Source organism: Elusimicrobiota bacterium, from assembly GCA_026388155.1.
Lineage (GTDB): Bacteria > Elusimicrobiota > Elusimicrobia > Elusimicrobiales > UBA9959 > UBA9634.
The window spans coordinates 311,103-334,421 of record JAPLKI010000025.1 but is presented as its reverse complement, the minus strand read 5'-3'; the positions used below and the strand labels follow the sequence as shown (position 1 = coordinate 334,421).

The following is a 23,319-nucleotide window of genomic DNA, read 5'->3' as shown; positions in this document are numbered from 1 at the left end:
AGGGGCTTATCCTTCCAAATCATATTTTGCCTATTGAAAATGGCAAAAATTATACGCTAAACACTTCTATTGTGACGCGCGCAGGTCATGCGGCTGTTGCGGCCGCGTCATATGCCCTACGCCGGAGGCCATAAGTTCTGAGGGAATTCCTAACAAAAAGCATATAGCATACGGCTTAAAGCTTATGGCAGTCTTATATTGTAAAATTATCTTATGCGGAGCCTGTTGTTTTTTGTTTTTTTACTGCCTCTGGCGGGTACGGCGCGCGCCTACCAATATGATGAGAGGTTAGGGGCGGTTTTGGCCGGGGATTTTGAAAAAATCATAAAGAGCCTGCCCCGCGGTCTTGAGGTTTATTCAAAGCTCGCAGGCTCGGGGGTTAAAAACTCTCAACGCCGTGTGTTTCTGCGCCGTGATAACGGGCCGTGGCTCGCTTATTTCTCCTGCCGGGAAAACGCCATCTATTTCAATTCCAGGTCCATAACCAGATTTTTCGGAGTGAAAGGTTATGAAGACCGGGAAATAATCGAGATCCTGCTTAAAAATCCCAAAGCCCGCGCCGAGTTCGTAAAACGCGCCGATTCCGTTTATCTGCACGAGCTGATTCACGCCCTGCAAAGCTATCTTTATCCCGGTTATAGCGTCTCAGCGGCGGCCATCCCGCTTGAATTCGAATATGAAGCCTATTTTACCGAAGACTTGTATACTCATGAAAAAATGAAACGCTCGCCAAAACTGCTGAAGGCTTTCATAAGCGGGGCTTATTACGACATCTACACCGAAAACGCCATGGGCGGTTATCTCACGCTGTCGCTCGACCCCGCCGCCTATCGCGAGCGCATCCGCAAAAAATATGAAGACGAAGCGGGCGGGTATCTTAGTTTTGAAAAGGCCGAGATCTATAAAAAAAACAGCGTGCAGGATGCGAAAATACTTTCTTACGCGTCCGGACGCGTGGAGGATTATATCGGCGAAACAGCGGCGCTTGCGCTGCTGCAGCTTGAGAAAAACGCCTATGGCCGCTATCTGGAGGACTTTTACCTGAAGCGCTGGCCCGCTTTCAGCGCGGAGGCGCTGCTTTTCGTGGGTTCGGCGGCGCTTGAAGTTAAAAATTATCCGCTTGCGCTGGACTGCCTTGCGGTGGCCGATGAAAACGCGGTTAAATACAGCGCGCCGCAGGACGAACTGATGTCCCTTAAAACCAAGGGGGCGCTTGCGATACTTGAGGCGGCGGACTTTATCCGCGACCGAGCTAAAAACATGTCTTTGGAAATACTCAGCCAGCACTTGAAGGCCGTTGAAAAAGCCTGCCTTAAAACTGCGCGGCCCTTCCCGCCCGGCCTTTCGGCTTTGCGCGAAAAAAACTATCCCGAAGCGGCGGCCTGGTACGCCAAAAAAGCGGGGCTTGAAAAAGACCCGGATAAGTTCGAATATTATATGGAAAATTTTAATTACTTCTCCGCCGCGGACAGCGCCATAGGCCCGCGGCAGGCCCCGCCCTTTTGACTTGGGACGCGTGGCTTACCCCCCAACCGAACCTCCCATTGCCAGCGATCGCGGCAAAAGAGCGGGGCAGGCCAGCGGCACCGCCGCCGCACAGGGGGCCGGGTCGGCTTTGGGCAGCAAGATGAATCTTTCTTCTTGAATTATAAATTTTAATTGAGTAAATTATAAATGTAGTGTAATAAGGACACGGCGGATAATCTCACGGAGGACCCTATGATCGATATAACAAAAAATCTCGCAACCGCGCCCAGGCGCACCAAGGCATCCGTAATAAGAGAGCTGCTTAAACTGACCAACAAGCCGGGTGTCATCTCGTTCGCCGGCGGCCTGCCGGATCCGGAACATTTCCCTTACGATTTTGTGGCTGAATCCGTAAAAGAAATAATGGCTAAAAAAGGCAGGGTGGCCCTGCAGTACGGCCCCACCGACGGCCTGCCGGAATTGAAAGAAGAATTTATAAAATTTCTGAAAAAATACGAGGGGATAACCGCCAAGCCTGAAAATCTCATAGTTACCACGGCCTCACAGCAGGCGCTTGACCTGGTGGGCCGTCTTTTTATTGACGCCTCAGACCCCGTGCTGGTGGAAATGCCGAGCTACATGGGCGGGCTCCAGGTTTTTAAGTCCTACGGCGCGGATTTCGTGGGTGTAAAGCTTGAGGACGACGGGGTAAGCACTGAAGTGCTTGAAGAAAAACTTAACTGGCTCAAGAACCAGGACGAGCATTACAAGTTCGTCTACCTGGTGCCGGACTTCCAGAATCCCAGCGGCGTCACCCTTTCCGGTGAAAAGCGAAAAAAAATCATAGAGCTTTCTGAAAAATATAACGTGGCCGTCATAGAGGATTCTCCCTACCGGCAAATACGCTTTGAGGGAAAGGCGCCTGATATGCTTTACCGCCTGGACCAGAATTCCAGAAAGACCGACAACATCATCTCCCTGTTCACGTTCTCAAAAACTTTCGCGCCGGGCCTGCGCCTCGGCGTAATACTTGCCCATCCCCAGATCGTAAAGAAGATGGAGATCCTCAAGCAGTCGCTCGACCTCTGCACTTCCAGCCTGAACCAGCTGATAGCGGCCGACTTCCTGCGCACTGGTTATTTTGAAAAACACATAGAGGTGATAAAAAAAACCTATAAATTGAAGAAGGACACTATGGTGGGCGCTCTTGAGAAGTATATGCCTGACGGCGTTACCTGGACAAAGCCGGAGGGCGGCCTTTTCCTGTGGGTGCGCCTGCCGGAAGCGATGAGCGCCGACGATATGTTCAAGGAGGCGATAAAAGAAAATGTCGCTTATGTGATCGGTTCCGCTTTTCACTGCGATGGTTCCGGTAAAAACACCATGCGGCTGAATTTTTCCTATCCGACCGTAAATGAAATAGAAGAAGGCATAAAACGCCTGGCCAATACCGTGAAAAAGTGCATGGTCGTAAAATAGGGTATAGGGGTTAGTGTAGAGGGTAGAGATATTGGGAACTCCTTATACTCTACCCTCAAATTTACTATGTCCGATTTTTCCTCTGAATTTGGCCGGGTTCTGAGAGCTGCGGGCGTGGTGGGCGCCGGCGGAGCGGGCTTTCCGGCATATATTAAGGCGCAAAGCCGCGCCGACTGCGTTATTGTGAACGCGGCGGAATGCGAGCCGCTGCTGAAAAAAGACCAGAAACTGCTTGAATATTTCCCTGAAAAAGTTTTTGACGGCCTTGAGCTGATGATGCTCTCCACCGGCGCAAGAGAGGGCGTGGTCGGCATCAAGAAAAAACACGAAAAAACCATCCTGCGTCTTGAGGAAATAGCCCGCGCAAGAAAAAATATCCGCGTGGTAAAGCTTGGCGACTACTATCCGGCCGGCGACGAGCAATGTCTGGTTTACGAGGTTACGGGCCGCGTTGTTCCGCCGGGCGGCCTGCCGCTTGAAGCGGGCTGCGTGGTGAACAATGTGGAGACGCTCTACAACGCGGCCCTTGCGCGAAACTGCCCCGTGACGGAAAAATGGGTAACCATCACGGGCGCGGTCAAAAAACCCTGCACCATAAAGGTCCCGGTCGGCATCTCCTACGCCGAAGCCGTTGAAATAGCCGGCGGAGCCAAAATAAAAGAGCCGGTTGCCGCCATAGACGGCGGGCCCATGATGGGCAAGGTTTTACTGGATCTTAATGTTCCGATAACCAAGGCCTCGGGAGGGTTGATAGTTTTGCCGCGCAGCCATCCGCTTATAGCCAAAAAGGCGCAAAGCCGTTCCGTGTTCTCGCGCATAGGCAGGTCCGTCTGCGACCAATGTTCTTTCTGCACCGAACTCTGTCCCCGGTATTTACTGGGCCACAATGTTCAGCCGCACCGGGTAATGCGCAACCTGCTTTTCTCGGGTCCGGAGCGCAAATTGCACAGCCAGTACTCCCTGCTTTGCTGCGAGTGTTCTCTTTGCAGTCTGTATTCCTGCCCTGAAGGGCTGCACCCGTCGGCTGCCTGCGTTTCCGCCAAGGCGGATCTGCGCGAACAAAAGATAAATATAAAGAACTCATCTTTGGGTTCACCGCGCGGGGATGCGGTACACCCGCTCCGGGATTTTAGAAAGGTTCCGGTTTCAAAACTTATAAAGCGCCTGGGGCTTGCGGAATACAATGTGGATGCGCCCTGGCTTGATACGGACTATAAACCTGCCGGGGTGAAAATTTTAATGACCCAGCACATAGGAGTTCCCTGTGTCCCGGCGGTTAAGCCGGGTGAAATCGTGCAAAAAGGCGCGGTGGTGGGTTGTGTGCCGGAGGATAAACTTGGCTGCCCCGTTCACGCGAGCATTTCCGGCACGGTGGCGAAGGTTAACGAGAAATACGTGGAGATAGTGAGATAGCACTTAAGAGCTGAAGCGCTGAAGTGCTGAAGTAAATTCATCAGGCTTCAGCGCTAACAAACAGGAATGACTATGCTAAATTCTATAGGCGGCGTTGAACTTTCAAGCGTGGCCAAGGGGTTTGAGACCGCCGATGCCATGCTGAAAACATCCAATATCAAGCTTTTGCTTTCCAGATCGATATGCCCGGGGAAATACATAATTCTTGTGGCGGGCACGGTTGCCGATGTAAATGCCGCCGTGGAAGCCGGGGCGAATAAAGCAGCTCATGCGCTTGTGGACAGCTTCGCAATCCCTAATATACACCCGGATGTGTTTCCGGCGATAGCGGGCACGGTTCCGGAGGGCGAGCTTGAGTCGCTTGGCATTATAGAAGCGTTTTCAGTTTCAGCTCTTATAGAGGCGGCCGATGCCGCCGTTAAATCCGCTTCGGTGAAGCTGCTTGAGATCCGCCTTGCCATGGCGCTGGGCGGAAAGGCTTTTGTAACGCTTACGGGCACTGTCGCCGCGGCGCAAACTGCCGTGGAGGCCGGAGCCGCCGTAGTGGCGAAAAAGGGCTTGCTGGTGGAAAAAGTTGTAATACCCCAGCCCAGGAAAGAGTTGTTAAGTGAAATGATATAATTGCTCTGTTTGCGATATAACGCAGCGTGCGGTTTTTTGGATAACTATGAAAAACAAATCTTTTATATTGACCTTGATTTTGTTGCTGCCGGGTTCGACTTTTGCTGTGGAGAACGGCGATAAAACCAGGGATTTTGCCGGGATGGTTCAGGCTGAGATCGTCAAAGGGAATATTATCCGCAGGGTTACGGATATAAGTGAATTTAAAAACATGTTCGGTGCTCCGATCAATGAGGAAACGGCCCCGGACGGCGGCGGCACTTTTACTAAATTGGCTTACCCGGATGGCGGCGCGGCATGGTTCAAACAAATGCAAACTGACAGCCCCATCGTTTTGTCGCGTCTTTTTGTGAACGGCCGAACTGTGGATTTAGGCAAGCCTTTGCTGCGAGATACGTCCGATCTGCTTAAGCTGGACAGCTTCCTCGGCCTGCAGGGAGTTTCTCTTGCCAAACTGGATCTCCGGGACAGCAAAGAGTTCCTTCTGAACATGTCATTCGACTCGCTAACCGAATGGCCGGCCAAAGAAAAACTTCCCGCCGGATTTGATCCTGCGCGGATATTGGAAAACGGTGAAAACCCGGGACTTGGCATAAAAAAACTGCATAAAGCGGGAATTACCGGGCGCGGAGTGGGGATAGCCATTATAGACCAGCCGCTTCTGCTCGGCCATAAAGAATACGTGTCCCGCATCATTTATTATAACGCGGCTGGATTGGCTGAAGTCGGTCCGCAAATGCATGGCCCGTCAGTCGCGAGTTTCGCTGTCGGCGAAAACATAGGAACGGCTCCGGAGGCGGTCTTGTATTATCTGGCCGTGCCCTCCTGGAAAGCGGATAATGTTTACTATACGGACGCGCTCAATACTATCATTGAGATGAATAAAAGCCTTCCGGCCAATGAAAAAATACGGGTCGTCAGCATATCCACCGGAATGTTCAGGCAGTTTAAAAATTATGATAAATGGCTGGAGGCGCTGCATAAGGCCGAAGGAAATAATATTTTGATGATAACCTGCGACCCGGACACAATAAAATTCGGGAACCTCACCAGGGATCTGGAGAAAGACATGGATTTTCCGGAAAGTTATATGCCGGAAAGCTGGGATACGGGAAAATATCCTTTATGGGTGCCCGGAGGCCGCCGTACCAGGGCAAGCTATCAGGGCGCTGAGCTGTACGTATTTGATGCGGTCGGGGGCAGAAGCTGGTCAACGCCGTATCTGGCAGGGGTAGCGGCTTTGGGTTTTCAGGTTAATCCCGGGCTTACCCCGGAGGCCGTAAAAGAAATGCTGATAAAAAGCGCTTCGCCGGGAAAATACGGGAACGTGCTGAATCCGGCCGGCTTTATAGATCTGGCGCAACGGAGTTTAAAAAAATAAAACACAGAGGTCTGAAAAACCATGAATAAAAACAGAATACCGCTTATAGCAGGGAACTGGAAAATGCACCTGACCGTTAAAGAGGCGCGCGAGCTCGCCGCCGCCATTAAAAAAGGGCTTGACCCCGATCTGAAACACGAAGTTCTGCTTGCCCCCACATTCACCAATTTGCACGCTGTGAAGGAAGCCATAGCCGGTTCAAAGATATTTTTGTCCTCACAGGATGTGTGCTGGGAGGAAAAGGGGGCTTTTACCGGCGCGGTTTCGCCTTCGCAGCTTTTGGACGCCGGCTGCACCCACGCCATAATAGGACATTCGGAACGGCGCAAGATCTTTCTTGAAACCGATGAGGTCGTAAACAAAAAGATGAAAGCGGTTATCAAAGCCGGGATTACGCCGGTGCTCTGCATAGGTGAAACGCTTGAAGAGCGGGAGTCGCAGAAGACCTACCGTGTGCTTGAAACCCAGTTGAACGGCGCTTTCTCCGGCATTCCGGTTTCAGACGCGGCTAAAGTCATTATCGCTTACGAGCCGGTATGGGCCATCGGCACCGGCAAGACAGCCACCCCGGAGCAGGCTCAGGACGCGCATGTTTTCGTGCGTAAGCAGGCCGAGCGCATATACGGCAAAGATTTCGCGCTTGCCGTGCGCGTGCTTTACGGAGGCTCGGTTAAAGCCGACAATGTGGATGAACTGATGGCCCAGCCCGATATCGACGGCGCGCTGGTCGGCGGAGAAAGTCTCAAGGCGGATAAATTCCTGCGCGTGATACATTATCAGGAAGCGGTGGTGAGATAGGCGCTAAGAAAGCTAGGCTGAAGGCGGAAGATAAACAAACAGCATTCTGCTTCTTCTCCTTCAGCCTAAAGCCTGATTTTATGGATGAAAAACTGGTGAAGGAAATAGTGCAGGACCTTAAACTCCGGCAGGAACGGGCGGATAAACCGGTGCCGGTCGGAGTTTCTAACCGGCATGTGCACTTTACCAAAGAGGATTTTAAAGCCCTCTTTGGCGCGGATGCCGAGCCTGTGCTGTACCGCCAGCTGCGCCAGCCGGGTTTTTACGCCTGTAACGAACTTGTTTCTATAGAGGGGCCGAAGGGCGCTATAAAAAATGTGCGCATGATAGGCCCTTACCGTCCCTATACTCAGGTGGAAGTTTCGCTGGCCGACTCAAAAGTCCTGGGACTGGAGCCGCCCATAAGGGACTCAGGTAAACTTGAAAACTCTCCCGGTATCAGAATAACAGGCCCCAAGGGGACCATTACAACAAAAAACGGCGTAATTCTTTCAAAGCGGCATATACATTTTCATCCCAAAGACGCCGAAATTTTTAAGATCAAAGACGGTGAGCATGTGCGCGTGCGCTGCGGCGCCGGCACCGACCGTGAAGCTATTTTTGAAAGGGTCCTTTGCCGTGTTTCCGAGAAATTCGCTTTGGAATTGCACTTGGATGTGGAAGAATCCAATGCCGCCGGCCTTAAAAACAGCGACCCGGTGTATATAGTGTGAGGAAAGTGATTAAATAATTGAGTGATGAGTGATTGAGTTCAAGAAAAGGGGTTAGTATTCGTCGGGATTTTTAATGCTTAATCACTTAATCGCTGAATTACTGAATCACTATACAGTCGAACGGAGGATATGAAAATGGAAGCATTAGGAATGATAGAAACAAAAGGTTTAGTGGCCTGTGTGGAAGCGGCTGACGCCGCCGTGAAAGCCGCCAATGTAAAAATTGTCGGCTACGAGAAAATCGGTTCTGGCCTTGTTACCATTCTTTTCAGGGGCGAAGTTGCCGCCTGCAGGGCCGCCTGCGACTCCGGCGCCGCCGCCGCGCAGAAAGTGGGAGAACTCGTTTCCGTGCATGTGATACCGCAGCCGCATCAGGATCTGGAAGGCAAACTGCCGATAAGCGAAGCGCGTAAGAAATAGTCTGAGAGTCGGGAGCCTAAGAGTCTGAGAGCCGCGGAATGCCGCGCTTTATAAAGACGCCAGGACTCTCGACCCCAAGACTCTTAGACTTCGTTTTGGAGGAATCATGCTATTTGCACGAGTTGTAGGCAATGTCGTTTGCACCCGTAAGGATGACAAACTGGTGGGTACCAAGCTGTTGATGGTTCAGCCGGTGGGCCTTGATGACAAACCGAAAGGCAATACTTTGGTCGGTATCGACTCTGTCGGCGCCGGTGAGGGGGAACTGGTGCTTATCGTGCAGGGTTCAAGCGCGCGTCAGACGTCCAAAACCGAGAATACCCCTGTTGACTGCACTATCTTTGCCATAGTCGACACTATTGAAAAAGACGGTAAAGCGGTATTTACAAAGAAAACCGACAAAATGAGCGTTTGAACAGGGTAAAATATGCCCATAAGCGAAGAAGAGCTTAAAAAAATAGTCGCCGAGGTGGTAAAAAATCTGGACCCCGGTCTTAGCGCGGGCGCGGAGCCGGCGGGTGAGGGTCCGGTATTTAACACGGTGGATTCCGCCGTCAAGGCGGCTGAAAAATCGCAGATAATTTTTCAGGAGCTTGGTCTTGAGGCGAGAGAGAAAATAATAGCCGCCATGCGCGCCGCATCAATTGAAAACGCCGGGCGCTGGGCCGCAATGGCGGTGGCCGAAACCGGCATGGGCCGCGTGGCGGATAAAATACAGAAAAATTTGCTGGTGGCGAAAAAAACTCCCGGAGTTGAAGACCTGCGCTCTCTGTCCTACACCGGCGACAAAGGCCTGACTTTAGTTGAATACGCGCCGTTCGGCGTGGTCGCCTCCATCACACCCTCAACGAACGCCGTGGCTACAATTATCAGCAACGCGATAGGCATACTTGCCGCCGGAAATTCCGTTGTGTTTTCTCCGCATCCCGCGGCAAAAAAGTGCGTTCAGGACGCGGTGATCATCCTTGAACGCGTTGTTCGCTCCGCCGGCGGTCCGGCTGATCTTATCGCCACCGTGGCGAATCCCACGCAGGAAAGCACCCGCGAGCTGTTGGCCCATCCGAAAGGGCGCATGAACATCGTGACCGGCGGTCCGGCCATCGTAAAAGTGGCTATGACCGCGGGCAAGGCCTGCAAAACCATAGCGGCCGGCCCCGGCAATCCGCCCATCGTGGTGGATGAAACCGCGGTTTTCCCCGATTGTGCGCGTGAGATAATAACCGGCTGCGGTTTTGACAATAATGTCCTTTGCATAGCGGAAAAAGAAGTGATAGTGACCGAAAAAGCCAAGGCTGGTTTCTTCGAGTGCATGAGAAAAGACCCGCGGGCTTATGAACTTTCATCAAGGCAGATTGATCAGCTTACGAAGCTCGCCATACTTGAATCCGGCCGCGAGCCGAAGCTTAACCGCGATTTCGTGGGTAAGAACCCGAGCGTGATGGCTAAAGCCATCGGCCTTGATATTTCGGACGATATCCGCGTGCTTTGGGCCGAAGTGCCGAACGATCATCCCTATGTGCTGACGGAGCAGCTCAGCCCGGTGCTGCCCGTAACGGCGGTAAGGGATATAGACGCCGCAATTGAACTTGCTTATTACGCGGAGGGGGAAAATCACCACACCGCGGGAATGTATTCTACTGATGTGCGCAATATGACAAAAATGGGCCGGCGCATGGCTTGTTCTATATTCGTGAAAAACGCCTGCACATTGCACGGTCTGGGTCTTGGCGAGGGCTACGCCTCAATGTCCATAGGTACGCCCACCGGCGACGGCATAACCAAAACCGGCCATTTTTCCCGGCCGCTGCAATGCAGTCTGGTGGGCTATTTCAGGATCGCGTAATATAGCGCTGAAGCTGTCTGCGGTGTTACTTCAGGTCTTCAGCGCTTCAGATCTTCAGAGCTAGGTTAGGCAAGGAGATGATTTATATGCAGGCAAATATCGCTGTCGGACTTATTGAAACTTCCTCCATAGCCAAAGGTGTGGAAACGCTTGACGCCATGTGCAAGGCGGCGGGGGTCACGCCCGATCTGCACCTGGCAATTTCCAAGGGTAAATATATTATAGCCGTGTCCGGCCCCGTGGGGGAAGTGGAGTCGGCCATGTCAAAAGGCGTGGAAATAGCCGGTAGTACCCTTGTGGCGAAACATATCATACGGAATATCCACGCGGGGGCGCTGGCCGCGCTTAACAAACGTGTTAAGTCCGGAGTAAAGCTTGAGGCCGTAGGCATAGTTGAAACCAAAGAAGCCCTGCCGGCGCTGTTTGCCGCCGATGCCGCCGCCAAGGCCGCCTTTGTGCATGTGGTTGAAGTCAATACCGGGCGCGGGATAGGCGGCAAGGGTTACCTGACTATTACCGGTGAGGTCGGGGCGGTGCGCACAGCGGTTTCAGCCGCCGTTAAAGCGGTGGGCGAAGACGCAATAGTAAGCCGCATCGTAATACCGAATGCCCATGAGGATATCGCCGGGGCGATATTCTAGCGCTGAAGTGCTGAAGACCTGAAGCGCTGAAGTCCTTTGGATGTTGCTTCCGCTCTGACAGGTCAGGTAAGGAGATTTTATGAAACTTGTTATCGGCGCCGATCACGCGGGTTTTGAGGCGAAAGAAAAAATTAAAAAGTTTCTTCAGGGGCTTGGGCACGAGGTGACGGATTTCGGCTGCTATTCAACGGAATCCGTGGATTTCCCGGATATCGCCATGCTGGTCGGCGACGCTGTGCGTAAAAAAGAATTTGAAAAAGGCGTTCTGGTGGATGGTTTCAACGGCGCCATGCCGCTTGCGGCCAATAAAATTCACGGCATCAGGGCGGTAGGCGCATACGATATTATCTCCGCGCGCTTTGCCGCGGCCCACGAGGATTGCAATGTGCTGTGCCTGGGCGGCAAAACGCACGGAGAGCTGGCCCTGCAGGAAATGCTGAAAGTGTGGCTTACTACCCCGTTCGAGGGCGGCAAATACCAGAAGCGTCTTGATAAAATAACTGCGATAGAGCAGCGCTGCTGTTAAGAATCGCCATATGCCGTATGCTTTAGGCCGTAAGCTTTTAAGGAACTCCTTGACAAGCTTATGGCATAAGGCTTAAAGCTTATGGCAATGGATGTATCAAAATTTTATGAAACAAGCCAAGGTCATCGGGCGGGTGTTTTGCGCAAGACAATGCTGCGGCATGGATAGTAAAACCCTGCTTTTAATACAGCCGCTTGACTGGGAAACGGACCAGCCGGCCGGGGAACCTTTGGTGGCCGGCGACACTGTCGGAGCTGGGGCGGGTGAGACGGTTTTTTTTGTGGCTTCGCGCGAAGCCATAGTGGCTTTTGAGAACTGGGAAGGCGGGACGGCTGTTAACACGCCGCTGCCCCCGGTGGACGCGGCGATAGTCGGAATAATTGATGGCAAAAACATCCGCGCATAGAGCGTGGATGTTTGCCATAAGCCATGCGGTTGTTTCAACCGGGCCATATGCCGTACGCTTTAAGCCATAAGCTTGTTAAGGAATTCCTTTAAGCCTATGGCGTATGGCTTAAGGCTTATGGCAGTGATGGCCTATGGCGTTAAGCATATGGCAATAGCCGTACCAATAAATTATGTTCATCGCTAAAGTTATCGGCAATGTCTGGGCCACCCGCAAGCACGCGGGGCTTAAAAACGCCACCTTGCTTATTGTGAAAGCGGTGGATGTTTCAGTCCCTGGCAAGCTGACAGGTGAGGCGACGCTTGCCGTGGACGGGAACCAGGGCGCGGGCGTGGGTGACACCGTGCTTATAGTTGACGAGGGCGGCTCCGCCCGTAAAATTTTAAAAAATTCCAAGGCGCCGGTTCGCACAGTGGTGGCCGGCATAGTTGATAAGGTATACATAAAGCGATAAATCCGCGCGCTGTGCAGTACTGGGTTTTAATCCCTCCTCTCTCTCGAACGAGAGGGAACAGGCCAACTGCTTGGCCTGTGTAGGGATTCAAAAGGCGGAGCAATATCGAGTCAGCAGGCCGTCTGTCGGGCATAGCCATTGTTACGGCACGCCCATAGGTCAGACGAAATTGCGAGTAGGGACCGCGAGTTCAGCCGAGCGACGGCGAGGCTGAAACTTGTGGCCGACAATAAGGAAGGTTTGCTTATGAACGATGAAGATATAAAAAAGATAGCGGCTGAGGTGGCCAAAATTTTAAACGAAAAAGGCCGGGGCGCGGCTTTGCGGCAAATGCCCGGGGATTCGGTGACCATAGGAACGGCCGGCAAGGTCTTTCAGCACCCGCTGGTTAACCCTGTCGGAAATGCCCAAAGGCCGGCGCCTGCCAAACCCTGTCCCTCCCCGCAAAACGAGTGCCGCCTGGAGGAAAATACCTGCGGTCCAAGCTGTCAGAAGTGCAATCCGCTTAACAGCTACAGCGCCCAGCAGGTCAAAGACATGGGCGTGGACAGGGTAAGTTTCTGCAACCCCGATTCCCAAAGCGCTTCAATTGCCGGCATGATAGACCACACTCTGCTTAAGGCCAACGCCACACAGGAAGAAATAGGCAAACTTTGCGAAGAAGCGCGCAAATACGGGTTCGCTTCGGTTTGCGTGAACCCCGGTTATGTGGCCATGTCCGCGCGGCTGCTGCGGGGCAGCCGCGTTAAAGTCTGCACTGTGATCGGTTTTCCGCTCGGTTCCACCACCCCCACGGTAAAGGCCATTGAGGCGCGCGACGCCATGGCGAATGGCGCCGACGAAATAGACATGGTGATAAACATCGGCGCGCTCAAGTCAGGCAACGACCAGATCGTGCTTGACGATATTAAGGCCGTGCGCGATGCCACCCGCGGCAAGGTTTTAAAGGTTATCATTGAAACTTCCTATCTTACCAAGGATGAAAAAGTGCGCGCCTGCCGCATGTCGAAACAGGCCGGCGCCGACTTCGTGAAAACTTCCACCGGTTTCGGCTCCGCCGGCGCCACCGTTGAAGACGTGGCCCTTATGCGCGAAACAGTGGGGCCGGAGATGGGCGTCAAGGCTTCCGGCGGCATAAAAGACGCGAAGATCGCGGAGGCCATGATAAAGGCCGGGGCTACCCGCCTTGGAACCAGCGCAAGCATCGCCATAATTTCAGGCGGACAGGCTGTGAAGGGGCAGTATTAGAAGAAGTTTAGAGTGTAGAGTCGAGAGTGTAGAGCGTTTAAGGTGGTTCCTTGAATAATCTCTCCACTATTCACTATCTACTCTCCACACACAAGGAGCAAAACATGTCAGAACCGAAACCAGCGTTGGGAATGATCGAAACAAAGGGCTTCATAGGCATGATAGAGGCGTCGGACGCCATGGCCAAGGCCGCCAATGTGCGCCTTATAGGCTATGAAAAAATAGGCTCGGGCTATGTTACTACGCTTTGCACGGGCGAAGTGGGTGCGGTGCGGGCCGCTGTTGAAGCCGGAGGAGCCGCCGCGCAGAAAGTCGGCGAACTTGTGGCCATTCATGTCATTCCGCGGCCGCATGACGACCTGGATAAGTATATGGCCAGAATATCCGTAAAAGTCAGTTAGTCATAGGGGACTGCCATAAGCCTTAAGCCATACGCCATAGGCTTAAAGGAATTCCTTAACAAGCTTATGGCCTAAGGCATACGGCATATGGCTTAGTGCAGTTCGGTCGCATCCATTATGCTTACCAAGGGCGCTGTCGAAGACATTATAATGCTGCACCTCTCCCGGCCGTATCCGGGGGGGGCGGCGCCCGTTTCAAAAAAAATTGCTGAGCTGGGGAAAAAAGTTTTCCTGAGCGACTGGGAAATGCGCCGCCTGTTCAAACCCGGGGCGCGCGCCGTAACAGTCCCCGCCAACGCGATTATCAGTCCTATGGCCCTTGATTGGCTGGAATATAACGGTATAGAGATCGTCCGCGGATAAAATGATCTTTCAGGTAAAATTTCCGCCATTAAATAAATTCCGTTTCCGGTTTTTCCCGTTCCTTGTGAAGCCTTGCCTTAAATAGCTAATATAGTCAATAAGAATTTATTCGGAGGAAACATTAATGATACGGTCCAAGGTTTTTATTTTATTGTTAATCTTGCCGTTTGTCTGCATTGCGCAGACCCCGGCCCAGGATGAACCCGCGGAGAAAGATGCTGCCGCCGTTATCAGCGGCGACGCCACCCCGCCCGCTTCGACCGGAGTTGAGTCCGCGCCCCGGAAATTATCCGAACAGTCAAAAGAGTCCGTGTCCGTTGCCGAAAATGCGGAACCGCAGGAAAGGCCTTTGTCTGCGCCCGCGAACATCGGGCTCAAAGCCGCGGCGCCCGCGGGCATTATGGAAGTTGAGTGGAAATTCCTTAAAACATACGGGGAAGATAAGGATGAGGATGTCGCGGCCGCCATACTTGTGCAGCTGACCGACTGGCTGAAGCTTTATCCCGACAGCGAATATGCCGATGAGGCCCGGCTTTTAAAAGCCCGCCTCCATCTGAAACTGGGAGACTATAAATCCGCGATCGTGGACCTTTTAAAACATACGCAGGAATATCCGGACTCCAAATTCAACGCGGATGTCAGGAAGCTTCTGAATGAAACGATCGAAAAGAAAATAGATAAAAAAACAAAACCCGTGTTAAATGAAATAGCGACAGCCCCTGAGACAGGTGATAAAGCGGAAAGGATTGCGCTGTTCCTTGAAAAGCTGGCGGACGGCGCCGGAGAAGTTTTTTATGTGCCTGCCGCGGCGGAATTCCGGGAATTTTTCAGCAGGTTCCCTTTGTACGCCGGGCGGGATGGAGTGCAGCTTGTGCTTGGGAATCTTCATTCCAAAAAAGAAGAATATCTCTCCGCCAGACTGGCTTATGAAAGATTGATCCAGGTTTACCCGGACAGCCGGTTCCTGCTCAGGGCCAAAAGCTCGCTGGGCGGGGTGCTTGCAAATAACATCAAGGATTATAATGCCGCGATAAAAGTCTATCAGGATATCGCCGCTAACTTCCCCGGAACCGACGAAGCGTGGATGGCTTATCGCCAGCTGGCCAGGCTTTCGGAACACCAGAAACAGTATCCTCTTGCCGTGGATGTTTATGAAAAAATGATCACGCTTTATCCGGATAAAACGGAGGTGTATACCGCCTTCAATTCCGAAGCCCGTATCCTGCGCGATGAGATGTCGAAACCTAAGGAGGCTGTGGATGTGCTGGGCAGGCTGGCGGATAAATTTAAAGGCGGGAAAGCCATAGACGCGCTCTACTTAGCCGCCGAAATAGCCAGGAAGGATATGAAAGACCTGGATACTGAAATTCAGATGTATGACAGAATAGCGGCCGATTATCCGGACAATGCGCAGGCTCCGAAAGCCATTCTTACGGCCGGCCAGGCCTTCGAAAAAAACAAGAACTTTGACAAAGCCAGGGAATACTACACGAAGATCACGGAAAAATATCCCGAAGACCCGTTGGCTAAAAAAGCGCAGAAATATTTTGATTCTATAGCGTTCAAATAGGAAATATCGGGCTCCTGCCGACTTTTGGGGTCAAAAGTCGGCAGGAGCCTTTTTTTACGCCACATTGAATTTATCAATCAGGGTGTTCCGGAAAAAACATGGCGATCGCTTGGCAGCAATCGGCCGGCAAATAGTATTCCGTTGAATTCCTCGGACTTTGGGAGAAGCAGAATAATCCAGATCTTAACCGATAGAATTGACCAGTTTAAAAGATGCCGTTTAAACGCTTAAATGCAGAGGGATACAATGACTAACACTCAAATCGGCGTGATTGAGGGGTTTTACGGTGAGCCGTGGAGCTGGGCGGAGCGGGCCGGGTGGGCAGCTTTCCTTAAAGAGCACGGGTTTTCCTTTTACATCTATGCCCCGAAGGCCGACGCCTGCCTGCGCAAGAAATGGCGCGAGCCGTTCCCCAAAGACCTTGAAGAAAACCTGACGCGCCTGTCCGCGCAGTGCCGCGCCGCCGGCATAGAATTCGGCCTGGGTTTCAGTCCGTACGAAATTTACCTCTCGCCGTTTAACGACGAAGTGCGCGGCCTTTTGCGGAACCGCATAGACGCCTTCAACCGCATAGGCGTTGATAAACTCGGCATACTGATGGATGACATGAAAGGCGACTTGCCGAACCTTGCCGAACGCCAGATAGAGATAGTGAACTGGATAGCCTCGCGTTCCACCGCGAAACAATTCATTTTTTGCCCGACCTATTATTCACTGGACCCCGTGCTTGAAAAACTCTTCGGCAAAATGCCGGAGGATTATCTGGGGAGTCTGGGCCGCGGCCTGGACGCAAAAGTCAGCCTTTTCTGGACGGGGGAGCTGGTCTGCTCAAAATCTTACAGCGAAGAACATCTGCGCGCCGCCGCCGGGTTCCTTGGGCGCAAACCCTTCCTTTGGGACAATTACCCGGTTAATGACGGACCCAGGATGTGCAAGTTCCTGCACCTGCGGCCAATGACAGGCCGTCCCGCCGAAATCGGCAAATGGCTGTCCGCCCATTCGGTTAACCCCATGAATCAGCCTGCGCTTTCTAAAATCGTGCTGCTCACTCTTAAGCTGAGCTACGAACAGGGCGCGGCTTACCGCCCCGATATGGCTTTCCTGAGCGCCGCCGAAACGGTAACCTGCCAGGAAATGGCCAGTTGGCTGGATGGCGATCTGCCGGCTTTTATGGACAGGGGCCTGGACCAGCTGCCGGAAGAAGAAAAAGAACAACTGCGCAAAGCCTACCGCCCTTTTCTGGCCTCAAAGCAGAATTTTACCGCCCAGGCCGCGCAGGAAATAATAGACTGGCTGGATGGAAAATACACGGTGACAAAAGATTTATTCCTGACGCAATGAGAATATGGGACGTGGCTCCGCGCAGGCTTTGCCGCAATCATCTGCTTGGCGAGCACCGGGAGCTCCATGCGGTCTGGGTAATACTGACGCAGGGGAAAAAAGGCTATGCCAGGCATCCTGAGACGCTGCGCTGGCACGGCAGTCTAAAGGCTCTGTATCTGCGCCATGCAAGGCTGGTTGCTGAGATGGCTTGTAGGGGCTATTCCCACAGAAGCCCTTTGGACAAGCGGCTGGCCACGGGCCGGGCCACGCAAAATAAATATATAGATCCACCACGGAGGCAGTTGAAACTGTTGCGGGAAAAAGGCTGCGCCTGCCGCGCATAAGGACTGAACTATGGCTGAGATCGTTCTGGTAACTGGCGCGTCGTCCGGTATCGGCAGGGCCACGGCGGAACTGCTGCTAAAAAAGGGATATACGGTTTACGCGGGTGCGCGCCGGATTGATAAGCTTAAAGAACTTGAGCCGCTTGGCGCCGAAATCTTATCACTTGATGTGACCGATGAGGCGTCTTTAAACAATGCTGTAGACACTGTGTTTAGGGCGGAGGGTCGTATTGACATACTTATAAACAACGCCGGCTACGGAGCCCACGGCGCCATTGAAGATGTACCTATGTCCGAAGCCCGCCGCCAGTTCGATGTGAATGTTTTTGGCCTGGCCCGCCTTACCCAGCTGGTTCTGCCCATAATGCGCAAGCAGGGTTCAGGCAAAATAATAAACATTTCTTCCATCGCCGGCAAGCTAACCACGCCGCTTGGCGGCTGGTACCACGCCACCAAACATGCCGTTGAAGCATACTCCGACGCCCTGCGCCTTGAGGTCGGCCGCTTCGGGATAAAGATAATAATTATAGAACCGGGCCCGATAAAAACCGAATGGGACGGAGTGACGCTGGCGAACCTTTCAAAATACTCCGGTTCAGGCCCTTATGCCCGGCTTGCCGATAATCTGACCAATAAATTCAGGGCCGGTTACCGGAAGGGGGCGCCAGGGCCGGAAGCCGTGGCCGTGGTAATCCTTAAGGCCCTTCGCTCCAAATGTCCGGCCGCCCGCTACGTAGTGACTTTTCAGGCCAAAGCGATACTGTTCATTAAATGGCTGCTGCCCGACCGTGTGCTGGACGCGGCCCTGCGGTTTGCTTTAAGAGGCTGAGGGCTTCAGCCTTACAATTATGAAATACAGGAATTTCGGCAAACTTGACTGGAAACCTTCGGCGCTGGGCTTCGGCTGTATGCGCCTGCCCTGCGTTGACGGCGCGCCGTCCAGCCCTAATATAGACGAGGCCGGAGCCATAAAGATGATACGCTGCGGCATAGAGCGCGGGATAAATTATGTGGACACTGCCTATCCGTATCACAACGGCAACAGCGAACTTGTGCTGGGTAAAGCCCTGATGGACGGCTACAGGCGGAAAGTGAAGCTTGCCACAAAATCGCCTGTGTGGCTTATAAAAAAGCCGGAAGATTTTGACATGTTCTTAAATGAGCAGTTGAAGAAACTCCGGACGGACCATATCGATTTTTATCTGCTGCACGCCCTCAGCGAAGAGCGCTGGGAACTGGTGCTCAGATTTAAAATGCTGGAAAGGGCGCAAGCCGCTATCAAGGACGGCAGGATAGGGCATTTGGGTTTTTCTTTCCATGACAGCTGCGAGGCTTTCCCGAAGATAGTTGACGCCTATGACGGCTGGACTTTCTGCCAAATACAATATAACTACATGGACACGGATTACCAGGCCGGCGCAAAAGGTCTGAAATACGCGGCTTCAAAGGGGCTTGGCGTAATAGTGATGGAGCCGCTCAGGGGCGGCGCTTTGGCCAGTCCTCCGGCGGCGGTAAAAAAAGTATTTGAGGCATTTCCGAAAAAGCGTACCCCGGCCGATTGGGCGCTGCGCTGGGTTTGGAACCAGCCGGAAGTTTCTCTTCTGCTGAGCGGCATGGGCGCGATGGCGCAGCTTGAGGAAAATCTCCGCACAGCGGGAGCCGCGGAGGTGAATTCCCTGAAAGCTGAAGAGCTGGCTCTTATCGCGAACGCGAGAAAAAAACTGGAAGAAAGAACGGCTGTTCCGTGCACTCGATGCGGCTATTGCATGCCTTGCCCGAACGGCGTGAATATCCCGTTCAATTTTGAGCTGTATAACGCGGCTGAAATTTATGAGGATGTTAAAGCCGCCCGTTTCAGGTACATGCGTTTTATGGATGAATGCGAACGGGCCAAAACCTGTGTGGGCTGCCGGGCCTGCGTGGAAAAATGCCCGCAGAAAATACCTATAAGCGAATGGATGCCCAAAGTAGCCGGCACGCTGGAAGAAAAGCAGGAGCCTATCCGGCATAATTAGCACTCAGGCTAACCTATTGACAATTAAGAGCGCATGGTGTATAATATTTTTAGCAGTCGGACATATCGATTGCTAAAAATAATCGGGCGGTTTTTGAGGATTGCCATGAGAGTTTTAAAACCCGAAGCGGCTCAGGACCGCAGAGACAAGATCCTTAACTGGGTGGTGTATAACTATGTAAGCACCGGCCGCCCGGTAAGCTCCGAGCTTATAGCTTCCGAGGGGCGCTTTAATGTTTCCAGCGCCACTATAAGGAACATATTAAAGGAGCTTGAAGAAACCGGCTACCTGTTCCAGGCCCACACCTCCGGCGGCCGCATCCCTTCCGACAGGGGTTACCGCGCCTATGTGGACAATATCCTCCGCCTGCAGAAGCTCGCCGTCACGGAGAAAGGGCGCGTGGAAGACGATTATGAGCGCCGCGTTGAGCAGCTGGACGGCTTTTTAAAACATACCTCAAAAATGCTGGCGGACATGTCGAAGTGGGCCGGTTTTGTTATTTCAGCAGATATGGACCAGGACAGCTTAAAGCGCATTGACCTTATAAGCCTGGGCCCGAAAAGCGTGCTGTCAGTGCTGTTCGCTCATTCGGGGCTTATGAAGCACGCGGCTTTCCAGCTTGATAAACCGCTTGAAAAAAGCGCGGTAAAAACGCTCTCCATAAAATTAAACAGGCGACTGAAAGACCTGCCCGTGGCCGATATCCCCCGAGTTATCTGGAAAGAATTCCCGCGCAAATCGGGCGGCTCCGGCCAGGACGAATTGCTTGGAAAACTTGCCGATTATTTCAGTAATCTGGCGAAGAACGACGACCAGCTTTATTTTGAAGGCCTCAACCGCATTTATGAGAATATTGAAGCTGATAATTTCGAGGATATCCGCAGCGTGGCACGACTGATGGAGGAAAAAGATAGATTTTCCGGCATGCTCAGGGAGCGCCTGCGGGATTGCGCCCTTAAGAGCCGTTCCCTGACCGGCCCGGAGGAACATAAACACCAGGTGGATGTCACTATCGGCTCGGAGAATGCCGTGAAGGAGTTCAAGAATTTCAGCCTGGTATCATCTTCCTACTGCGTAAACAACAGGGCGATAGGGCTTGTGGGGATACTCGGCTACAAGCGTATGGAATACCCGCGCATGATCTCCATAGTGGACAATGTAAGTTCCATGGTGGAGGAGATGCTGGGTGAATGGGAAGGAATGGACTTTGAAGAATAAGAAGTATGGGAACATTATGGATAAAAGTAAAAAACATAAAGCGCAGGAAACGCAAAAAGAGCAGGAAAACGGACAGCCCGGCGTGGAAAACTGCGAGTGTGTTTGCGGCGACGGCTTGAATACGCTCAAGTCCGGGGCGCCCAAAAACGCCGCCGCCGTGGGTGACACCGTGCCGCCCGGGGGCGCAAAAGAGCCGCCTGATTATTATGCCCAGCTTGTGCAATTGAAGGCGGATTTTGAAAATTACCGCAAGCGGATGGAAAAAGAGCGCCCTTCGCTTATCAACTGGGGAAAGTCGGAGGCGATATTAAGGTTCCTGCCGCTCTATGATATGCTGCTGGCGGCCCATCAGCATGTGGGAAAATTGCAGGACGGCGCGGAGGTGAAACAGGTGGAGGATGTAGTAAAGGGCCTTGAAATGATATTCAAGGCGTTTTCAAAGGTTTTTGAAGACGAAGGCATCAGGCCCATGGAACCGGTCGGCAAGCCTTACGACCCGATGGCCACCGATATACTTGGCGTGGTGGACGGAGACGAATCCAACGACGGCCTGGTAACGGAGGAACTGCAGAAAGGGTTTTATTACGGCGACAAAGTGCTCAGGCCGGCAAGAGTAAAAATAGCCAGGAAGAAAGCGCCGCCCCCGGCGGAAGAAACGGGGGAAGTGAAAAATGAAAAATCAGAATTTGGGGAGTAAAAATTTAAGTAAAACAAGTATTTTTGGAGGAAACTAATATGTCAAAGATAATAGGAATAGACTTGGGAACTTCAAATACCGCGGCGGCGGTGATGGAAGGCGGAAAGACCACCATCATTCCGTCGGCCGAGGGCACCACTCTGGGCGGCAAGGCTTTTCCGTCCTATGTGGCTTTTACAAAAGACGGCCAGATGCTGGTCGGCGAACCTGCCCGCCGTCAGGCCGTGGCAAATCCGGAAGGCACAGTTTCAGCCTTTAAACGTAAAATGGGAACCGGCCACGAATACACGATAGGCGGAAAAAAGTTTACGCCCCAGCAGCTTTCGGCTTACCTTCTGCAGAAAGTCAAGAAGGACGCCGAGGCTTTCCTGGGTGAAAAGATCGAAAAGGCCGTTATCACCGTGCCCGCTTACTTTAACGATAACCAGCGTCAGGCCACCAAAGACGCCGGCACGATAGCGGGTCTTGAGGTCGTGCGCCTGGTAAACGAGCCCACGGCGGCCGCGCTCGCCTATGGCATAGACAAAGAGGGCAAGGACCAGAAGATAATGGTGTTTGACCTCGGCGGCGGCACGCTGGATGTCACTATTATGGAACTCGGAAAGGAAGGCACTTTTGACGTTATTTCCACTTCCGGCGATACCCAGCTTGGCGGCACCGACATGGATAACGCCATGGTGGAGTATATTACCGACGAGTTCCGCAAAGACACCGGGATTGACCTGAAAAAAGATTCGACCGCCATGCAGAGGATCCGGGAAGCTTCCGAGAAAGCCAAAATCGAGCTTTCAACCGTGATGGAAACCGAGATCAATCTGCCTTTCCTGTCGGCCGACGCCTCGGGCCCGAAGCACATGGCGCTGAAGTTCTCCCGCGCCAAGCTTGAATCTCTGGTCGAACCCATAGTAAAGCGCTGCCAGAAGTCCATAGACACCGCTTTCGCCGATGCCAAGCTTAAAAGCTCCGACATCCATCGCATCATATTCGTGGGCGGCCCCACCCGCATGCCTATCGTGCACCGCTTCGTCGAGGATTCCGTGGGCAAAAAGATCGAGCACGGCATAGACCCCATGGAATGCGTGGCTTCGGGCGCGGCCGTGCAGGCCGCAGTGCTCACCGGCGATGTCAAAGATGTTCTTCTGCTGGATGTCACTCCGCTCTCGCTCGGGATTGAAACGCTCGGCAGTGTGATGACCCGCCTGATAGACAAGAACACCACCATCCCGGTAAAAAAGACGCAGGTGTTCTCGACCGCGGCGGACAACCAGCCGGCCGTTACCATACATGTGCTGCAGGGTGAGCGCGCTATGGCCGGCGACAATGTGCCTTTGGGAAAGTTCGACCTGGACGGCATACCTCCGGCGCCGCGCGGCAGGCCGCAGATAGAGGTGACTTTTGATATAGACGCCAACGGCCTGCTCCAGGTTTCCGCCAAAGACCTGGGCACCGGCAAGGCCCAGCACATCACCATCTCGGCCCCGAACAAGCTGTCCAAAGCCGACATAGACAAGTTCGTGAAACAGGCCGAGCAGTTTTCGGAGCAGGATAAAAAATACAAAGAGAAAGTGGAGGCCAAAAACGAGGCCGACACCGTGCTCTACTCCACCGAGAAGGCCCTTAAGGAACACGGCGATAAAGTTTCCGCCGATGACCGCCTTGCCATAGAGCGCGCTGTGGGCGAGCTGAAGGAAGCGATTAAAGGCGACGACCCCGAAAAGATGCGCAAAGCCAAGGAAGAAACGCTTACGGTCTCGCAGAAACTGGGCGAGGCTATATACAAGGATTCCCAGGAGAAGGCCGGTCCGGGCGGAGCCGGAGCTCAGGCGGACCCTCAGGGCGCGCCGGGCGTGGAACCAGAAGGCGCTAAGGCCTCAGCCGGCGCGAAAAAAGAAGATGTAGTGGACGCCGAAGTGGTGGATGAGAAGAAGTAGCGTATAGCGGCCAGGGGATAGCGTATAGCGAGTTGTAGTACTAACCC

The 23,319-nt window shown here is 52.9% G+C and carries 25 protein-coding genes; all 25 read left to right on the top strand.

The annotated features are described in order from the left end of the window. The first annotated feature begins 213 nt into the window (after positions 1-213). The 25 genes from NTX59_13715 (at position 214) to dnaK (ending at position 23,272) form a co-directional block, all read left to right on the top strand. Positions 214-1,506 (top strand): hypothetical protein, encoded by a 1,293-nt coding sequence (locus NTX59_13715; GenBank protein ID MCX5786734.1) that lies wholly within the window; start codon positions 214-216, stop codon positions 1,504-1,506. Between the two features lie 213 nt (positions 1,507-1,719). Further along, entirely contained in the window at positions 1,720-2,946 is a 1,227-nt protein-coding gene (locus NTX59_13710) for a PLP-dependent aminotransferase family protein (GenBank protein MCX5786733.1), read from the top strand. Positions 2,947-3,012: 66 nt separating this feature from the next. After that, positions 3,013-4,359, top strand: coding sequence for an SLBB domain-containing protein (locus NTX59_13705; protein MCX5786732.1), 1,347 nt, complete (start codon positions 3,013-3,015; stop codon positions 4,357-4,359). A gap of 72 nt (positions 4,360-4,431) precedes the next feature. Beyond that, the gene (locus NTX59_13700; GenBank protein MCX5786731.1) at positions 4,432-4,980 is read left to right on the top strand and encodes a BMC domain-containing protein; all 549 of its coding nucleotides are present in this window, start codon (positions 4,432-4,434) and stop codon (positions 4,978-4,980) included. Positions 4,981-5,026: 46 nt separating this feature from the next. Then, positions 5,027-6,361, top strand: a complete 1,335-nt coding sequence (locus NTX59_13695) for a S8/S53 family peptidase (protein ID MCX5786730.1) — start codon at positions 5,027-5,029, stop codon at positions 6,359-6,361. A 21-nt stretch (positions 6,362-6,382) separates the two neighbouring features. Further along, positions 6,383-7,159: a triose-phosphate isomerase gene (gene tpiA, locus NTX59_13690; protein ID MCX5786729.1), complete on the top strand. Its 777-nt coding sequence runs from the start codon at positions 6,383-6,385 to the stop codon at positions 7,157-7,159. An 80-nt stretch (positions 7,160-7,239) separates the two neighbouring features. Beyond that, entirely contained in the window at positions 7,240-7,872 is a 633-nt protein-coding gene (pduL, locus tag NTX59_13685; GenBank protein MCX5786728.1) for a phosphate propanoyltransferase, read from the top strand. A gap of 129 nt (positions 7,873-8,001) precedes the next feature. After that, the gene (eutM, locus tag NTX59_13680; protein ID MCX5786727.1) at positions 8,002-8,292 is read left to right on the top strand and encodes an ethanolamine utilization microcompartment protein EutM; all 291 of its coding nucleotides are present in this window, start codon (positions 8,002-8,004) and stop codon (positions 8,290-8,292) included. Between the two features lie 106 nt (positions 8,293-8,398). Next, entirely contained in the window at positions 8,399-8,707 is a 309-nt protein-coding gene (locus tag NTX59_13675) for a EutN/CcmL family microcompartment protein (GenBank protein MCX5786726.1), read from the top strand. A gap of 12 nt (positions 8,708-8,719) precedes the next feature. After that, positions 8,720-10,135, top strand: coding sequence for an aldehyde dehydrogenase (locus tag NTX59_13670; GenBank protein ID MCX5786725.1), 1,416 nt, complete (start codon positions 8,720-8,722; stop codon positions 10,133-10,135). An 86-nt stretch (positions 10,136-10,221) separates the two neighbouring features. Continuing rightward, positions 10,222-10,776 carry a BMC domain-containing protein gene (locus NTX59_13665; protein MCX5786724.1) on the top strand — a complete coding sequence of 185 codons (555 nt, stop codon included), beginning with the start codon at positions 10,222-10,224 and terminating at the stop codon, positions 10,774-10,776. A gap of 79 nt (positions 10,777-10,855) precedes the next feature. Then, positions 10,856-11,302: an RpiB/LacA/LacB family sugar-phosphate isomerase gene (locus NTX59_13660; protein MCX5786723.1), complete on the top strand. Its 447-nt coding sequence runs from the start codon at positions 10,856-10,858 to the stop codon at positions 11,300-11,302. Between the two features lie 106 nt (positions 11,303-11,408). Then, positions 11,409-11,708 carry a EutN/CcmL family microcompartment protein gene (locus NTX59_13655; protein ID MCX5786722.1) on the top strand — a complete coding sequence of 100 codons (300 nt, stop codon included), beginning with the start codon at positions 11,409-11,411 and terminating at the stop codon, positions 11,706-11,708. Positions 11,709-11,880: 172 nt separating this feature from the next. After that, positions 11,881-12,162 (top strand): EutN/CcmL family microcompartment protein, encoded by a 282-nt coding sequence (locus NTX59_13650; GenBank protein MCX5786721.1) that lies wholly within the window; start codon positions 11,881-11,883, stop codon positions 12,160-12,162. A 537-nt stretch (positions 12,163-12,699) separates the two neighbouring features. Then, the gene (gene deoC, locus NTX59_13645) at positions 12,700-13,410 is read left to right on the top strand and encodes a deoxyribose-phosphate aldolase (GenBank protein ID MCX5786720.1); all 711 of its coding nucleotides are present in this window, start codon (positions 12,700-12,702) and stop codon (positions 13,408-13,410) included. A 104-nt stretch (positions 13,411-13,514) separates the two neighbouring features. Continuing rightward, positions 13,515-13,811 (top strand): BMC domain-containing protein, encoded by a 297-nt coding sequence (locus NTX59_13640; protein MCX5786719.1) that lies wholly within the window; start codon positions 13,515-13,517, stop codon positions 13,809-13,811. A gap of 117 nt (positions 13,812-13,928) precedes the next feature. Next, on the top strand, positions 13,929-14,174 hold the full coding sequence (locus tag NTX59_13635; protein ID MCX5786718.1) for a hypothetical protein: 246 nt from the start codon (positions 13,929-13,931) through the stop codon (positions 14,172-14,174). Positions 14,175-14,298: 124 nt separating this feature from the next. Then, positions 14,299-15,744 (top strand): tetratricopeptide repeat protein, encoded by a 1,446-nt coding sequence (locus tag NTX59_13630; protein ID MCX5786717.1) that lies wholly within the window; start codon positions 14,299-14,301, stop codon positions 15,742-15,744. 246 nt (positions 15,745-15,990) lie between these two features. After that, positions 15,991-17,085: a beta-N-acetylglucosaminidase domain-containing protein gene (locus NTX59_13625; GenBank protein ID MCX5786716.1), complete on the top strand. Its 1,095-nt coding sequence runs from the start codon at positions 15,991-15,993 to the stop codon at positions 17,083-17,085. Beyond that, a complete protein-coding gene (locus NTX59_13620) occupies positions 17,082-17,411 on the top strand; it encodes a pyrimidine dimer DNA glycosylase/endonuclease V (protein MCX5786715.1) in 330 nt (109 codons plus the stop codon). The genes NTX59_13625 and NTX59_13620 overlap by 4 nt, the downstream gene beginning before the upstream one ends. A 10-nt stretch (positions 17,412-17,421) precedes the next feature. Further along, on the top strand, positions 17,422-18,240 hold the full coding sequence (locus NTX59_13615; protein MCX5786714.1) for an oxidoreductase: 819 nt from the start codon (positions 17,422-17,424) through the stop codon (positions 18,238-18,240). 19 nt (positions 18,241-18,259) lie between these two features. Further along, positions 18,260-19,426, top strand: a complete 1,167-nt coding sequence (locus NTX59_13610) for an aldo/keto reductase (protein ID MCX5786713.1) — start codon at positions 18,260-18,262, stop codon at positions 19,424-19,426. Between the two features lie 105 nt (positions 19,427-19,531). After that, a complete protein-coding gene (gene hrcA / locus NTX59_13605) occupies positions 19,532-20,644 on the top strand; it encodes a heat-inducible transcriptional repressor HrcA (GenBank protein ID MCX5786712.1) in 1,113 nt (370 codons plus the stop codon). 16 nt (positions 20,645-20,660) lie between these two features. Continuing rightward, complete coding sequence (locus tag NTX59_13600; GenBank protein MCX5786711.1) at positions 20,661-21,341, top strand: nucleotide exchange factor GrpE; 681 nt, start codon at positions 20,661-20,663, stop codon at positions 21,339-21,341. A 38-nt stretch (positions 21,342-21,379) separates the two neighbouring features. Then, entirely contained in the window at positions 21,380-23,272 is a 1,893-nt protein-coding gene (gene dnaK / locus NTX59_13595; protein MCX5786710.1) for a molecular chaperone DnaK, read from the top strand. Positions 23,273-23,319: the final 47 nt, after the last annotated feature.

Coding starts and splice junctions, on each gene's coding strand:
- NTX59_13695 (MCX5786730.1), top strand. CDS start 5,027: ATGAAAAACAAATCTTTTATATTGACCTTGATTTTGTTGCTGCCGGGT.
- NTX59_13640 (MCX5786719.1), top strand. CDS start 13,515: ATGTCAGAACCGAAACCAGCGTTGGGAATGATCGAAACAAAGGGCTTC.
- NTX59_13705 (MCX5786732.1), top strand. CDS start 3,013: ATGTCCGATTTTTCCTCTGAATTTGGCCGGGTTCTGAGAGCTGCGGGC.
- deoC (MCX5786720.1), top strand. CDS start 12,700: ATGGGCGTGGACAGGGTAAGTTTCTGCAACCCCGATTCCCAAAGCGCT.
- NTX59_13625 (MCX5786716.1), top strand. CDS start 15,991: ATGACTAACACTCAAATCGGCGTGATTGAGGGGTTTTACGGTGAGCCG.
- NTX59_13715 (MCX5786734.1), top strand. CDS start 214: ATGCGGAGCCTGTTGTTTTTTGTTTTTTTACTGCCTCTGGCGGGTACG.
- NTX59_13660 (MCX5786723.1), top strand. CDS start 10,856: ATGAAACTTGTTATCGGCGCCGATCACGCGGGTTTTGAGGCGAAAGAA.
- NTX59_13630 (MCX5786717.1), top strand. CDS start 14,299: ATGATACGGTCCAAGGTTTTTATTTTATTGTTAATCTTGCCGTTTGTC.
- dnaK (MCX5786710.1), top strand. CDS start 21,380: ATGTCAAAGATAATAGGAATAGACTTGGGAACTTCAAATACCGCGGCG.
- NTX59_13700 (MCX5786731.1), top strand. CDS start 4,432: ATGCTAAATTCTATAGGCGGCGTTGAACTTTCAAGCGTGGCCAAGGGG.
- NTX59_13655 (MCX5786722.1), top strand. CDS start 11,409: ATGAAACAAGCCAAGGTCATCGGGCGGGTGTTTTGCGCAAGACAATGC.
- NTX59_13665 (MCX5786724.1), top strand. CDS start 10,222: ATGCAGGCAAATATCGCTGTCGGACTTATTGAAACTTCCTCCATAGCC.
- eutM (MCX5786727.1), top strand. CDS start 8,002: ATGAAAATGGAAGCATTAGGAATGATAGAAACAAAAGGTTTAGTGGCC.
- tpiA (MCX5786729.1), top strand. CDS start 6,383: ATGAATAAAAACAGAATACCGCTTATAGCAGGGAACTGGAAAATGCAC.
- NTX59_13615 (MCX5786714.1), top strand. CDS start 17,422: ATGGCTGAGATCGTTCTGGTAACTGGCGCGTCGTCCGGTATCGGCAGG.
- NTX59_13600 (MCX5786711.1), top strand. CDS start 20,661: ATGGATAAAAGTAAAAAACATAAAGCGCAGGAAACGCAAAAAGAGCAG.
- pduL (MCX5786728.1), top strand. CDS start 7,240: ATGGATGAAAAACTGGTGAAGGAAATAGTGCAGGACCTTAAACTCCGG.
- NTX59_13675 (MCX5786726.1), top strand. CDS start 8,399: ATGCTATTTGCACGAGTTGTAGGCAATGTCGTTTGCACCCGTAAGGAT.
- NTX59_13620 (MCX5786715.1), top strand. CDS start 17,082: ATGAGAATATGGGACGTGGCTCCGCGCAGGCTTTGCCGCAATCATCTG.
- NTX59_13650 (MCX5786721.1), top strand. CDS start 11,881: ATGTTCATCGCTAAAGTTATCGGCAATGTCTGGGCCACCCGCAAGCAC.
- NTX59_13710 (MCX5786733.1), top strand. CDS start 1,720: ATGATCGATATAACAAAAAATCTCGCAACCGCGCCCAGGCGCACCAAG.
- NTX59_13635 (MCX5786718.1), top strand. CDS start 13,929: ATGCTTACCAAGGGCGCTGTCGAAGACATTATAATGCTGCACCTCTCC.
- hrcA (MCX5786712.1), top strand. CDS start 19,532: ATGAGAGTTTTAAAACCCGAAGCGGCTCAGGACCGCAGAGACAAGATC.
- NTX59_13610 (MCX5786713.1), top strand. CDS start 18,260: ATGAAATACAGGAATTTCGGCAAACTTGACTGGAAACCTTCGGCGCTG.
- NTX59_13670 (MCX5786725.1), top strand. CDS start 8,720: ATGCCCATAAGCGAAGAAGAGCTTAAAAAAATAGTCGCCGAGGTGGTA.